Annotated in this window: 13 protein-coding genes; 11 read left to right on the top strand and 2 right to left on the bottom strand. The window is 69.1% G+C overall.

What is annotated here, in order from left to right:
• Positions 1-68: 68 nt before the first annotated feature.
• Entirely contained in the window at positions 69-1,181 is a 1,113-nt protein-coding gene (gene ispG / locus J2Z79_RS05295) for a flavodoxin-dependent (E)-4-hydroxy-3-methylbut-2-enyl-diphosphate synthase (RefSeq protein ID WP_209465821.1), read from the top strand.
• Positions 1,182-1,244: 63 nt separating this feature from the next.
• Positions 1,245-1,487 (top strand): hypothetical protein, encoded by a 243-nt coding sequence (locus J2Z79_RS05290; protein WP_209465820.1) that lies wholly within the window; start codon positions 1,245-1,247, stop codon positions 1,485-1,487.
• Between the two features lie 7 nt (positions 1,488-1,494).
• Here J2Z79_RS05290 and J2Z79_RS05285 read toward each other — a convergent pair whose 3' ends face one another.
• Positions 1,495-2,094: a YdcF family protein gene (locus tag J2Z79_RS05285; protein ID WP_209465819.1), complete on the bottom strand. Its 600-nt coding sequence runs from the start codon at positions 2,092-2,094 to the stop codon at positions 1,495-1,497.
• A gap of 108 nt (positions 2,095-2,202) precedes the next feature.
• Between J2Z79_RS05285 and J2Z79_RS05280 the strand changes: the two genes are divergently transcribed.
• Both J2Z79_RS05280 and proS read left to right on the top strand, forming a co-directional pair.
• Positions 2,203-3,504, top strand: a complete 1,302-nt coding sequence (locus J2Z79_RS05280) for an MFS transporter (RefSeq protein WP_209465818.1) — start codon at positions 2,203-2,205, stop codon at positions 3,502-3,504.
• Positions 3,505-3,908: 404 nt separating this feature from the next.
• Positions 3,909-5,375 (top strand): proline--tRNA ligase, encoded by a 1,467-nt coding sequence (gene proS / locus J2Z79_RS05275; RefSeq protein ID WP_209465817.1) that lies wholly within the window; start codon positions 3,909-3,911, stop codon positions 5,373-5,375.
• A gap of 362 nt (positions 5,376-5,737) precedes the next feature.
• Here proS and J2Z79_RS05270 read toward each other — a convergent pair whose 3' ends face one another.
• Entirely contained in the window at positions 5,738-6,685 is a 948-nt protein-coding gene (locus J2Z79_RS05270) for a patatin-like phospholipase family protein (RefSeq protein WP_209465816.1), read from the bottom strand.
• Between the two features lie 138 nt (positions 6,686-6,823).
• Between J2Z79_RS05270 and J2Z79_RS19105 the strand changes: the two genes are divergently transcribed.
• The 7 genes from J2Z79_RS19105 (at position 6,824) to J2Z79_RS05235 (ending at position 13,295) form a co-directional block, all read left to right on the top strand.
• A complete protein-coding gene (locus J2Z79_RS19105; RefSeq protein ID WP_209465815.1) occupies positions 6,824-7,558 on the top strand; it encodes a cupredoxin domain-containing protein in 735 nt (244 codons plus the stop codon).
• Between the two features lie 241 nt (positions 7,559-7,799).
• A complete protein-coding gene (locus J2Z79_RS05260) occupies positions 7,800-8,729 on the top strand; it encodes a metal ABC transporter solute-binding protein, Zn/Mn family (RefSeq protein WP_209465814.1) in 930 nt (309 codons plus the stop codon).
• Between the two features lie 29 nt (positions 8,730-8,758).
• Positions 8,759-9,544 carry a metal ABC transporter ATP-binding protein gene (locus J2Z79_RS05255; protein WP_209465813.1) on the top strand — a complete coding sequence of 262 codons (786 nt, stop codon included), beginning with the start codon at positions 8,759-8,761 and terminating at the stop codon, positions 9,542-9,544.
• Positions 9,545-9,547: 3 nt separating this feature from the next.
• Positions 9,548-10,831: a metal ABC transporter permease gene (locus tag J2Z79_RS05250; protein ID WP_245302181.1), complete on the top strand. Its 1,284-nt coding sequence runs from the start codon at positions 9,548-9,550 to the stop codon at positions 10,829-10,831.
• Positions 10,832-11,680, top strand: coding sequence for a metal ABC transporter permease (locus J2Z79_RS05245; protein ID WP_209465812.1), 849 nt, complete (start codon positions 10,832-10,834; stop codon positions 11,678-11,680). It begins immediately after the preceding gene.
• A 251-nt stretch (positions 11,681-11,931) separates the two neighbouring features.
• Positions 11,932-12,579 (top strand): glycosyltransferase family 2 protein, encoded by a 648-nt coding sequence (locus tag J2Z79_RS05240; protein WP_209465811.1) that lies wholly within the window; start codon positions 11,932-11,934, stop codon positions 12,577-12,579.
• A 2-nt stretch (positions 12,580-12,581) separates the two neighbouring features.
• Entirely contained in the window at positions 12,582-13,295 is a 714-nt protein-coding gene (locus J2Z79_RS05235) for an MgtC/SapB family protein (RefSeq protein WP_245302179.1), read from the top strand.
• Positions 13,296-13,397: the final 102 nt, after the last annotated feature.

Genomic DNA, 13,397 nt, shown 5'->3' with positions numbered 1-13,397 from the left:
GTGGAACGGCTGCAGGCCGGCGGCAGTCTTACGAGCGAGAGGTACCAAAGAGGGAGCAGTGACGGGCGATGACGGAGCGGAGGATGACGAGGGCCGTACGGGTGGGGAACCTGCAGATCGGCGGGGGTGCCCCCATCTCCGTGCAGTCCATGACCAAGTGCGACACGCGCAACGTGCCCGAGGTGCTGGCGCAGATCCGCGCCCTGGAGGAGGCGGGCTGCGACATCGTCCGCGTGGCCGCCCCCACGATGGAGGCGGCGGAATGCTTCAAGGAGATCCGCCAGGGGTGCAGGATCCCGCTGGTGGCGGACGTGCACTTCGACTACCGGATCGCGCTGAAGGTGCTGGAGGCCGGCATCGACAAGCTGCGCATCAACCCTGGCAACATCGGCGCCCGCTGGAAGGTGGAGGAGGTCGTCCGGGCCTGCAAGGACCGGGGCGTGCCGATCCGCATCGGCGTCAACGCCGGGTCGCTGGAGGACGAGTTCCTGGAGAAGTACGGCTACCCCACGCCCGACGGCATGGTGGAGTCGGCGCTGAAGCACGTGGCCATCCTGGAGGAGCTGAACTTCACGGACATCGTCATCTCCATCAAGGCCTCGCGGGTCGACATGATGATCGAGGCCTACCGCAAGCTGGCCGAGAAGGTCGACTACCCGCTGCACGTGGGCGTCACCGAGGCGGGCACGCCGTTTGCCGGTACGATCAAGTCCGCGGTGGGCATCGGCACCATCCTGGCCGAGGGCATCGGCGACACGGTCCGGGTCTCGCTCTCCACCGACTGCACCGAGGAGGTGCGGGTGGGCTACGAGATCCTGAAGGCGCTGGGCCTGCGCACCCGGGGCATTAACATCATCTCGTGCCCCTCCTGCGGCCGGGTCCAGATCGACCTGGTGCGGGTGGCCAACGAGGTGGAGCGGCGCCTGCAGCACATCGACGTGCCCCTGAACGTGGCCGTGATGGGCTGCGTGGTCAACGGCCCCGGCGAGGCGGCCGAGGCCGACGTGGCGCTCTTCGGCGGCCGCGGCGTGGGCATGCTCTACGTGGGCGGCGAGCAGGTGCGCAAGACCACCGAGGAAGAGATGGTGGAGTCGCTGGTGGAGCTGGTGGAGCAGAAGGTCGCCGAGATCAAGGCCTCGGGCCAGCAGCTCACCGGCTACAGCCGCCACGCTCGGGGGTAGTAAGGGAAGACGCAGCTGACCGCAGCCCGGCCGGGCTGCGGTCTTGCATCAGGGGGAGTTTCCATGGCGAACAGGCCCGAGGAGCGGTGCCCGCGGTGCTTCGAGCCGGATGTGGAGATCGCCGTGCGCTCCGGCGGACGGGGCAGCGCCGGCGGCTTCCTCGCCCGTGCGCTCTTCGGCAGGCGCAGCCAGTCCGGTGAAGGCGCCGGTACCGGTGCGACGCGGTACCACGCAAAATGCCGGGTATGCCGGCACGAGTGGGAGATCAGCCCGGAGCGTGCCCGGGAGCTGGGGCTACCGGAATAGTCACGGGTCAGAGCGCGACCTCCTCGTCGGCCACGAACCCTTCCCGCGCGTAGGCCACCAGTTTCCGCGCCTCCCGCGGGACCCGCCAGGCGGCCTCGGGGTGGTCCCACCAGCGATCTGGGTCGAAACCGGGGAGGTCCACCGGGCATGAGACCGCCTCGATCCAGCGCGGCAGGTAGGTCCGCAGCGCCAGCAGCGACCGGCGGACGTGCCAGGGCCGGGTGACGGCGATCAGCCGGCGGATGCGGTGGAGACCCACGCGGCGGTGCAGTACCACCAGCGAGCAGAGCACGTTTTCGACGGTGTGGTTGGATTCGGTCTCGATCAGGATCGCCTCCGGCGGGACGCCGAGACGCAGCGCCTCCTCCTGCATTGCGATGGCCTCCGCCTGGTCCCGCCGGCCGAACTTCGTTCCGCCGGAGAGGAGTAGCAGCGGCGCCTTCCCGGCTTGGTAGAGCCCTGCAGCCTGCTGTACGCGGTCCAGAGTCCGCCCGCCGAACACGAAGATGACGTCGCCAGCCTCACCGCAGTAGGGCTGGTATCCCAGGACGAGGCGGCCGAGTTGGCGGTTGCTCAGCGCCTCCAGGTCGATCTCCGAGATGCGCACTGTCGGTTCCCCCCTCGCTACAGGGAACAACGATGAGCGAGCGCCTGGGTTACGGGCGGCCCCGACGCGTGCGCACCTGCCCGCTGGCCCCGGGCGGTACGACGCAGCATGTGCCTGGCCAGGGGCAGAAACAGCACCTGGCGGATAGGAGGGTTTCTTATTTACCCCCCGACGCTTAGACTGAAGCCACAGACCGTCTACTATCTCTGGACAGGGTTCCTCGCCTTCGGGTTTGCCACGATCTTCACCCTTCTACCGGTCTACTACATCAACGAAGCAGGATTAACCCCATTTCAGTTAGTGTTGGTTGGGACGGTGCTCGAAAGCACCGTGTTCATCTGTGAAGTACCCACCGGTGTGGTAGCAGACGTCTACAGCCGGCGCCTTTCCGTGATTATCGGCACCCTCCTCCTCGGCACCGGCCTGGCGATCGAGGGGGCCCTTCCTGCTCTGGCCGCCATCTTCATCGGTGAGGTGATCCGCGGTATCGGACACACGCTCACCAGCGGTGCGATGGAGGCCTGGCTGGCCGGCGAGATCGGCGAGGAGACGGTGGGCAGCGTGTACCTTCGGGGGAGCCAGGTGGAACAGGGCGCATCTCTCCTCGGCATTGCAGCTAGCGCAGTGCTTGCGCGCTGGGGCCTGCAGGCACCCATCCTTACCGGTGCCCTGATCATCTTTGCCGCCGGAATCTTCCTGATCATCGCCATGCGTGAGACGTCGTTTGTCCCCGCGGCTCGAACAGGGCGGAACTCGTGGCAGGCAACCCTGGACACCGCACGCGACGGGCTGCGCACCATCCGCCGGAGCCCGTTCCTGGTCACCTTCGTGCTCATCGCGCTCTTCGTAGGCATGTCCGGTGAGGGATACGATCGCCTGTGGGAAGCGCACCTGTTGGAGAACATCCCCTTCCCTGTACTGCTGAACCTCCAGTCGACCACGTGGTTCGGCATCATCGCCGGCCTGTCATCCCTGCTCTCGATCGCCGTTACGGAGACGGTGCAGCGGCGGCTGGACCAGTCGCACGAACGTTCCGTTGCGCTCGTCCTGGTCTTCTGCACCTTAGCCCAGGTTGCGGGAGTCCTGGGGTTCGCCTGGAGCGGCCAGTTCTTCCTGGCTGTGGTCTGCCACCTGGTGGGATCTCTCTGCAAGGGGATCGCAGCTCCTCTGCGCAACAGCTGGCTCGTCCGTTCCGTCGATCCGCAGGTTCGGGCAACGGTGCTCTCCACCGTCAGCCAGGCCGATGCGATCGGGCAGACAGCCGTGGGCCCGGTGATCGGTTGGATCGGCTCGGTGCGTGGGCTTCGTGTTGCGCTGAGCGTTGCGGGGATCGCACTGTCCCCGCTGGTACCCCTGTTCATGCGGGCCGGATACGCAGCCAAGCAGGATCTGGTCAGCACGGCAGAGTAGCCTGGGCGATTGGGTCCCGGGGAACGCGTGCATCTGGAGGTGCACCGCCCGCCGTCGGAGGGAAGGGCTGGATGCCATACGCCTCACAACGCGGTTGACAACCGCACCATCAACTGGTAGTCTACCCGTAGCAAAAGGCGTTGAAGGGGAGCGCTCCGCTCGGCCTGTCCCAGAGAGCCGGCCACCCGGTGCGAGGCCGGCACAGCGTCGGCGAGAGCTACCCACCCCGGAGCCGCCGGCGACCGTTCGCCCCCGCGGACCTGAGCCGAGCCGGGTTCCCCGCCGTTACCGGGGCACGAGTGGGCCGGGCCCTGCCCGGTCAATGAGGGTGGTACCACGGGAGCTGAGCCCCCGTCCCTGCAGAGGGACGGGGGCTCTTTACCTGATCGAAGGAGAGGTTGGGCATGAAGGAAGAGAAGAGTTTCGTCAAGGAGATCACGCCGCAGGCGGAGGACTTCTCGCGCTGGTATATCGACGTGATCCGCAAGGCCGAGTTGATGGACTACACGCCCGTGCGGGGCTGCATCGTGTTCAAGCCCGACGGCTACGAGCTCTGGGAGCGCATCCAGGCCGGGCTGGACCGTCGGTTCAAGGAGACCGGGCACCGCAACGCCTACTTCCCGATGCTGATCCCCGAGTCCTTCTTCCAGAAGGAGAAGGAGCACGTGGAGGGGTTCAACCCCGAGCTGCCCTGGGTGACCGAGGCCGGCGGCGAGAAGCTGGAGGAGCGGCTGGCGCTGCGGCCCACCTCCGAGACGATCATCGGCCACATGTACGCCCAGTGGATCCAGTCGTACCGCGACCTGCCGGTGCTGATCAACCAGTGGGCCAACGTGTTCCGCTGGGAGAAGCGCACCCTGCCGTTCCTGCGCACCTCCGAGTTCCTCTGGCAGGAGGGGCATACCGCGCACGCCACCGAGGAGGAGGCCCGGGAGGAGACCATGCGGATCCTGGAGCTCTACCGGGACTTCGTGGAGACCGAGATGGCCATCCCGCTCTACACCGGCCAGAAGACCCCGTCCGAGAAGTTCGCCGGCGCGGTGGACACCTACTCCATCGAGGCGATGATGAAGGACGGCAAGGCGCTGCAGGCCGGCACGTCGCACTACCTGGGCCAGAACTTCGCCAAAGGGTTCGAGATCAAGTTCCTCGACCGGGACAACCAGCTGAAGTACGTCCACACCACGTCCTGGGGCGTCTCCACCCGCCTGATCGGCGCCCTGATCATGGTGCACGGCGACGACCGCGGCCTTGCCCTGCCGCCCCGCCTGGCCCCGATCCAGGTGATCATGATCCCGGTCGGCCCGCCCAAGTTCCGGGACAAGGTGATGGCCCGCTTCGACCCGCTCTTCGACGCCCTCAAGGCCGCCGGCGTGCGGGTGAAGTCCGACCTGCGGGAGGAGACCCCGGGCTGGAAGTTCAACGAGTGGGAGATGCGGGGCGTGCCCATCCGGCTTGAACTGGGCCCGCGCGATGTCGACAGCAACCAGTGCGTCCTCGCCCGGCGTGACACTGGCGAGAAGATCACCGTGTCGCTGGACGAGGCGGTGGAGCGGGTTCAGGCCCTGCTGGAGGAGATCCAGCGCAACATGTACGAGAAGGCGAAGGCCTTCCGCGACGCCAACTCGCACCTGGATGTCGACACGCTGGAGAAGCTGAAGGCCCACATCGCCCGCTGCGAGGAGACCGGCGAGCTGACCGGTTTCATCCTGGCCGGCTGGTGCGGCTCCGCGGCGTGCGAGGCGAAGGTGAAGGAGCAGACCAAGTTCACCTCCCGGAACATCCCCTTCGACCCGCCTGAGCGGAAGCACACCTGCATCCACTGCGGCGGCGAGGCGAAGCACACCGTCTGGTTCGCCCGGGCGTACTAGACGAACGGACCCGGCTGCGGCGGTGCCGCAGCCGGGTTTCGGTGTCTTTCTACCGCACGTCCGCCCGGAAGAAGGCGAGCCCCTGGCCGCGGCTGCCCGACAGCCACCCGCCCCCAACGTGACGGACGCCTTCCCCACAGGCGGCCCTGGCGCACTACCTTCCCGCCGCGGGAGACGGTGCAGGTGAGGCGGTCCCACCTGACGTCGGTCAGGTACTCCACCGTGACCCTTGCGCCCGGACGCGCGCGGATCGGATCGACAAAGACCCTGCCGTCGCCGACCATCCCGCAGGCGCCAACGTATGCGTAGCCCCCGAGCTCAGGTCGGATTCCGTCGACCAGGATGTCGAACCTGCGGAGAGGTCAAACGGAGAGTACGGCGCGCAGCGGGCGCAGGGCGCGGCGCACGGCGAAGTCCTGCAGCCACGCCACTGTGGCCGGGTCGGCGAAGAAGGCCTCGGCAGCGGCTCGCCCGCGCTGGTAGAGGGCCTCCTTGTCCTCGGCGTCCAGGTCGAACTGGGTGGTGCGGTAGGGCGCGGTGTCGATGGGGATGGTGCGGACGTAGCGCTGGTTCTCCAGGTCGCTCAGGTCCCGGGCGCTGAGGATGGTGTTGACCATGGCCTGCACCAGCTCCAGGGGCGTGTCGGTCGGCTGCAGCTCGTCGTCTCCGCCGCGCAGGTCGAAGCCGAAGGTGGGCAGGTAGGCCGGACCGCCCACGGGTTGGAAGAGGTGCACCGGGAAGTTGGAGAGCAGGCCGCCGTCCACCAGCGTGGCCCTGACGCCATTGGGCAGCTCCAGCCGGTAGGGCTGGAAAAAGAACGGGATGGCCGTGGAGGCCCGCACCGCGTCGGCCACGGGGAAGTCGTAGGGGTCCTCCAGCCCGTAGGGAGGACGGGCCAGGTCGTGGGGGAAGACCAGCATGCGCCGGTGGGTCAGGTCCGTGGCGACGATCTGGCAGGCCACCGGGAGGTCGCGGAACGTCACCCGGGGCCGGCCCAGGCGTTCGGAAAGCAGGCGCTCCACCTCCGCGAGGAGCTTCTCCCCCTTGAAGATCCCCTCGTGCAGGAGCAGGCTGGCCACCTTCCAGCCCGCCGGGTCGGCGAAGCTGCGCAGGTCCAGGTCGTGGACGACCCGGCGCAGCGCCTCTGCCCCGTAGCCCGCCGCGACGAGGGCGGCCACCAGCGCGCCGGCCGACGTCCCGGCCACCGCCCGCCAGCGCCAGCCGCGCTCCTCCGCCACCGCCAGGGCCCCCACCAGGGCGATTCCCTTGACCCCGCCGCCCTTGAACACCGCCTGCGCCAGCCGCACCATCCCACACACCTCCGCGGCCCCCCTCACGGGGGCCTCTCGGCATCTTACGCACTGGCCGGTCCCTGTGTACCGGTTCATTCCCGCGACGGTGGGAGATACTGTGGGCGAGAATCTGGCCATGGAGGAGGCGAAGCGGCTGTGAAACAGTGGAGAACGCGGGCCGGAGTGCTGCTGCTCGCAGCGGCGCTGGCGGTCCCGACGGTAATTGCTGTCCCTGCTGGCCGGGCGGTCGCGGCGGCGCCGGCGATCCCGGTTGGGCGGGCGCTGGCGGAGGGGCGGGGCGCCGACGCGGTGCAGCAGGGGATCCGGGCGGCGAGCGAGGCGGCGCCGGACCTGGTGCGGGCCGCGGCCGGCGGGGACCTGGAGGCCATCCGGGCGGCCTACCAGCGGTTTGCGGCGGCGTTCGAGCCGGTGCTGGGTCCGATCAGCGCCGTGGATCCCGCGCTGGCCGCCCGGATGGCCAGTGCGGGCAGCGCCATCCGATACATGCTGTCGGCCGGCCGGGTGGCGGAGGAGGACGTGGCCCGGGAGGTGGCGGTGATCTGCAGCGGCCTCGAGGAAGCGGCAGCCGCCATGGCCCGGGCGGCCGAACCCGTGGAGCGGGTCACCGTGGTGGCCCGGGAGTACCGGTTCACGCCGGCCACCCTGCGGGTGAAGGCCGGGCGCAAGGTGGTGGTCAGGCTCGAAAACCTCGGGCGGGTGCACCACGAGTACCGGATTCCCGAGCTGAACTTCCTGATCGGTCCCATCGCGCCCGGGGCGCGCGCGGAGGCAGAACTGGTGGTGGAGAAGCCGGGGACGTACCGGTACGCGTGCCAGGTGGACGGCCACGACCAGAGGGGGATGCAGGGCATTCTGGTGGTGGAGGAGTGATCCGGCGCAGCCTGCGGGGGGCAAGGCTGCCGGGGAGCAACGAAGCGCGCGAATGAGAATCACTCTTGACACAACCCAGCCGCCCGGCGCATAATTCGACTAGCGGCGAGAGTTTCCCTGGGGAAAAACTCTTGCCCATGCGAAACACGGGGCGTCAACCGCCCCGTCTTTGCGGCCCAGGAGTTAGCCTAGGCTAAAAGTGTTTCGCGAGGGACAAATGCTGGGGCAATGGGGGATACGCATGCGGCAGTGGGCGCGTCTGGTGTTGGCGGTGTGGCTGTGCGTGGCCGCCGGGGCCGCCGCGGGCTGCGGAACGAGCCGGGCGGGGGAACCGGCCGACGGGAGGATCCGGGCGGTGGCGACGACGGGCATGGTGGCGGACCTGGTGCGGAACGTCGGCGGCGGCCGTGTGGCGGTGACGGCCCTGATGGGGCCGGGGGTGGACCCCCACCTGTTCAAGGCCTCGGAAGGGGACATGGCCCGGCTGCAGCAGGCGCAGATCGTCTTCTACAACGGACTGCACCTGGAGGGGCGCATGGGCGACATCCTGGAGAAGATGGCCCGCGACAAGCCCACCGTGGCCGTGGCGGAGCGCATTCCCGAAGAACTCCTGCTGATGGCGGAGGACGGGGTGCCTGACCCGCACGTGTGGTTCGACGTGTCGCTCTGGATGCTGGCCGTGGACATCGTGCGCGACAGCCTGATCGAGCTGGACCCGGCAGGGCGCAGCGTGTATGAGCAGAACGCGGCGGTGTACCGGGAAGAGCTGGCGGAACTGGACAGGTACGCCCGCGCGCAGCTGAACACGGTTCCGGCCGGGCGCCGGGTGCTGGTGACCGCGCACGACGCCTTCGGCTACTTCGGCAGGGCGTACGGTATCGAGGTGAGGGGGCTGCAGGGGATCTCCACAGCCACGGAGTACGGGCTGGCGGACTTGCGGCAGCTGGTGGACCTTCTGGTGGAGCGGCAGATCAAGGCGGTGTTCATCGAGTCCAGCGTGCCGCGCAGCTCGGTGGAGGCGCTGGTGGAGGGGGCGGCCGCCCGGGGGCATGCCGTGGCCATCGGCGGGGAGCTGTTCTCGGACGCCCTCGGGGCGGAGGGCACCCCGGAGGGCACATACGCGGGGATGATCCGGCACAACGTCGACACCATCGTCGCCGCACTGCGGTAGCGACGGCGGAGCGGACAGAGGGTGTGCGTATGGCGTGGGAGCAGGAGAGGGCCCTGGTGGTGCGCGACCTGACGGTGGCCTACCAGCAGCGGGCGGTGCTGAAGGGCGTGAGCCTCTCGCTGCCGGAGGGAAAGCTCATCGGCGTTGTCGGGCCCAACGGGGCCGGCAAGTCGACGATGCTCAAGGCAATCCTGGGGCTGATCCCCAGGGTCTCCGGCGAGGTACGCATATTCGGCCAGCCCGTGGAGCGGGTGCGGCGCGCCGTGGGGTACGTGCCGCAGAGGGCTTCGGTGGACTGGGACTTCCCTACAGACGTGCTGGACGTGGTGATGATGGGGCGCTACGGCCACCTCGGGCTCCTCCGGCGGCCGGGGGCGCGGGAGCGGGCCGCTGCCCTGGACGCCCTGGAGCGGGTGGGCATGGCCGAGTTTGCCCACCGGCAGATCAGCCAGCTCTCGGGCGGGCAGCAGCAGCGGGTTTTCCTTGCCCGGGCGCTGGCACAGGACGCCCGAATCTACTTCATGGATGAACCCTTCGCCGGGGTGGACGCGGCCACGGAGAAGGCCATCGTGTCGCTCCTGGCCGGGTTAAGGGCGTGCGGGCGCACCGTCGTGGTGGTGCACCACGACCTGCAGACGGTGCCGGAGTACTTCGACTGGCTGGTGTTGCTCAACGTGCGCGTGCTGGCCACCGGGCCGGTGGAGGAGGCATTCACCCCCGAGAACCTGGCGCGCACCTACGGCGGGCGCCTGGGCAACCTGGCGCTCATGGCGGAGCCGCTGCCCGCGGCGCGCCGGCCCATGGGAGGGGACTGAGCGATGGACGCGAACGCGCAATGGGTGACGGCCGGGACGGCTCTGCTGGGAACAGCCGCCGGAGTGCTTGGCGCCCTGGCGCTGCTGCGGCGCAGGGCCCTCATGGGCGACGTGCTGGCCCACGCGGCGCTGCCGGGCATCGCGGCCGCCTTCCTGCTGACGGGCAGCAAGGCACCGGGCCCGCTGCTGACCGGCGCCGCCGTGGCCGGCGTGGTGGGCACCGGGGCGATGGCTGCCATCACCCGGTACTCCCGCCTGAAGGAGGACGCGGCCATGAGCCTGGTCCTCACCGTGTTCTTCGGAATGGGCATCATGCTGCTGGGCGTGGTGCAGCGCATGCCGGGCGGAAACCAGAGCGGCCTCGACACGTTCCTCTTCGGCCAGGCGGCCGCCATCGTCCCCCGGGATCTGCAGGCGATCACGCTGATGGCAGGCGCACTCTGCCTGATGGTGCTGGCGCTCTACAAGGAGTTCAAGCTCCTGGCCTTCGACCGGGAGTTCGGCGCAGGGCTGGGGCTGCCCATGGGCAGGCTGGACCTGCTGCTGAACCTGGGGCTGGTGCTGGCCGTGGTCACGGGACTCGAGTCGGTGGGCGTCGTGCTGATGGCCGCGCTGCTGACGACCCCGGCCCTCGCTGCCCGCTGCTGGACGGACCGGCTCTCCACCATGCTGCCGCTGGCGGGCCTGTTCGGTGCGCTCTCCGGGGTGGCGGGGACGTTGCTTTCCCAGGTCGGCCCTCGCATGCCCACCGGCCCCCTGATCGTGCTGGCGGCCACGTTCCTGTTCGCGGTCTCGCTGCTGGCCGCCCCGCGGCGGGGCCTCGTCGCCCGGCTGATCCGGATGGCGCGGACGCAGGCCCGGGTGCGGGGGGAACGGCTGCTGGAGGCCTTGTACGACCTGAGTGAGGAGGCCGCATCGACCGGCGCCCCGACCGTGGTGACGCTGGCCGATCTGGAGCAGCGGCGGGGGCTGTCGGCGCGCTGGGCGCGGCCGACCCTGATGCGACTGGTCCGCGCGGGGATGGTGGAACGCGCGGGGCTGACGGACCCGGGCGGGCCGCCGGCGGGGGAGGAGCCGCCGGCGGTATGGCGGCTGACCCCGCGGGGACTGGCCGAGGCGTACCGGGTGGCGCACCGGGAACGGCTGCACGTGGTCTACCTGATGCACCAGGCGGCGGTTGGCGGGCCGTTCGGGCCGGAGGTCTACCCGCAGCTGGAACCGGTGCTCCGCCTGCACGGGCTGGAGCCGCGCCTCCTGCCGGGTGAGCCCGGAGAGGGGGTGGGGTAGGTGGGGCTTCCCGCACCGCTCGTCATCATCGCCGTGGGGGCGCTGGCCGCCGGCGCATCAGGGCTTGTCGGATCCTTCCTGCTGCTGCGGCGCATGACCATGCTGGGCGATGCGATCAGCCACGCGGTGCTGCCGGGGATCGCGCTCGCGTTCCTCCTGACCGGCAGCCGGGCTGCGCCGGTGATGGTGCTCGGGGCTGCCCTCTGCGGCCTGCTGACCGCCTATGCAGTCCAGGCGCTGCAGCGCGCAGGCGTGCAGGAAGACGCTGGCATGGGGGTGACCTTCACCGCCCTGTTCGCGCTGGGGGTGGTGCTGATCACGGCCTTCGCCGGCCGTGTGCACCTGGACCTCGATCACGTCCTGTACGGCGAGATCGCCTACGCGCCGTGGGACCTCTGGCTTGTGGGCGAGGTGAGCCTCGGTCCCCGCGCACTCTGGACGCTGGGCGCCATCTTCCTGCTGGATCTGCTGGTGGTCGGCCTCTTCTTCAAGGAGCTCAAGATCTGCGCGTTCGACCCGGACACCGCGGCGGCGCTGGGCATCAACGCCACGGCCTTCCACTACCTGCTGATGACGCTCGTCTCCGTCACGGCGGTGGGCGCGTTCGACGCCGTCGGAGCGATCCTGGTGGTCGCCATGCTGGTGCTGCCGGGGGCGACGGCCTACCTGCTCACCGACCGGCTCCCGGCCATGTTGGCCCTCGCGGTGGGGCTGGGGGTGCTGTCCAGCGCGCTGGGATACCTGCTCGCCAGGGCGACCGACACCGCGGTGGCGGGCGCGATGGCCGTCGTCGGCGGCGTTCTCTTTGCGCTGGCGTTCGGATGGGCACGGCTCAGGCGGCGGGGCTGAAGCGGGCATCGGGGCGGCCGTTCCTTTCCGCCGGTGCCCCGAAGGGTTTGGCACGAAGGAGGCAGTCCTACCATTGGGGCTGCCTCCTGGCGCATTGGTAGAGGAGTCAGACGCTGGGCAGTCTAGAAACCGGGTCTGTCCGCAGGAGGAGGAAAACGGTCGCAGTGTACGGAATACCCTACATCAGGAAACCCGGTTCGTCCGGCCAACGAGGCCTGGCTGGCAGGCCGCCTGATTCGGAGGTCTTTCCCGTGGAGAGAGTCTCTGTCGTCATCCCTGCATACAACGAAGAGGAGACCGTCGCCGACGTGGTCTCCGCCTGTGCAAGGGTGCCGGCGATCGATGAGGTTATCGTGGTGGACGATGGCTCGACGGACGAAACGGCAGCCCGGGCCCGCGCAGCGGGAGCCAAGGTGATCGAACACGGAGAGAACCGCGGCAAGGCCGCAGCGATGAAGTCGGGCTACGAGGCGACCACCGCCCCGGTTCTGCTGTTCCTTGACGCGGACCTGATCGGCCTGCACCCGGGCCATGTGCACGACCTCATCCAGCCGGTGCTCAGCGGAGAGGCGGACATGGCGGTGGGCGTCTTCGGCGACGGGCGCGTGGCCACCGATCTGGCCCAGATGGTGGCCCCCTACCTCTCCGGACAGCGGGTGGTGCGGCGCGAGGTGCTCGCGGACATGTTCCGGGAGGAGCCGGACGCCGACCAGGCCCGGTTCGGCATCGAGGTCGCGCTGACGAAGTTCGCGAAGACGCACGGCTGCCGCGTCGTGGAGGTGGTGCTGGAGGAGATGAGCCACCGTATGAAGGAGGAGAAGTTGGGGCTCGTAAAGGGTGCAGCAGCCCGGCTTAAGATGTATTATGAAATACTGAAATACGTACAGAAGGGACATTGACGTTGCTAGAGTTCATCCAGGCGAACTACCAGTCGTTCGCGCTACAGCTATGGGATAACATGGTTCCGATGTTGGTGGCCGCAGTCGCCGGTGGGTTGGTCGGACTGGAGCGCGAGGCCACCAACCGGCCTGCTGGTTTGCGTACGCACGTTCTCGTCTGCGTGGGCTCCGCGCTGATCATGAAGGTCTCCCTGGGCATGTACGACCTGGTGCTGTCCACGGGCTACGGGGTCGCGGACCCGGGGCGCATCGCCGCACAGGTGGTGAGCGGCATCGGCTTCCTCGGGGCCGGCACGATCATGCGCGAGGGCGCCAACATCCGCGGCCTGACGACGGCCGCATCGCTCTGGGTGGTCTCCGGCATGGGCCTGGCCGTGGGCGCCGGCTTCTACCTGCAGACCGCGGTCGCGGTGGTGCTGGTGCTGCTCACGCTGAAGACCCTGTCCGAGGTGGAGCGGCGCTTCATCTCCCGGGGCGGCTTCCATTCGCTGGTGGTGCACGTCACCGACACGCCTGGCAAGCTGGGGGCCGTCGCCTCCGTCTGCGGCCGGTGGGGCTGCACGATCAAGAACGTGGCGATGCGGACCGGCCCCCTGCCCGGCACCATCGAGATCAGCTTCTCGCTGAAGCCGCTGGGCCGCAGCGTTGACATCTCGGGTCTGATCGGGGATCTGATGGCGACGGAAGGGGTCATCGCGGTCACTGAAGAAGATTAAAAGAACAGGCCTGCGGGCGCGCTGGCGGAGCCAGGGCGCTCGCCGGTTTCTCGCCGCCGCTCCCTGCCGGGGCAGCGGCGCAACGATTTCAACCCTTGAGGT

The organism is Symbiobacterium terraclitae (assembly GCF_017874315.1).
Lineage (GTDB): Bacteria > Bacillota > Sulfobacillia > Symbiobacteriales > Symbiobacteriaceae > Symbiobacterium > Symbiobacterium terraclitae.
Note: the sequence above shows the minus strand (reverse complement) of the source record. Positions and strands in the feature narration are given on the sequence as shown.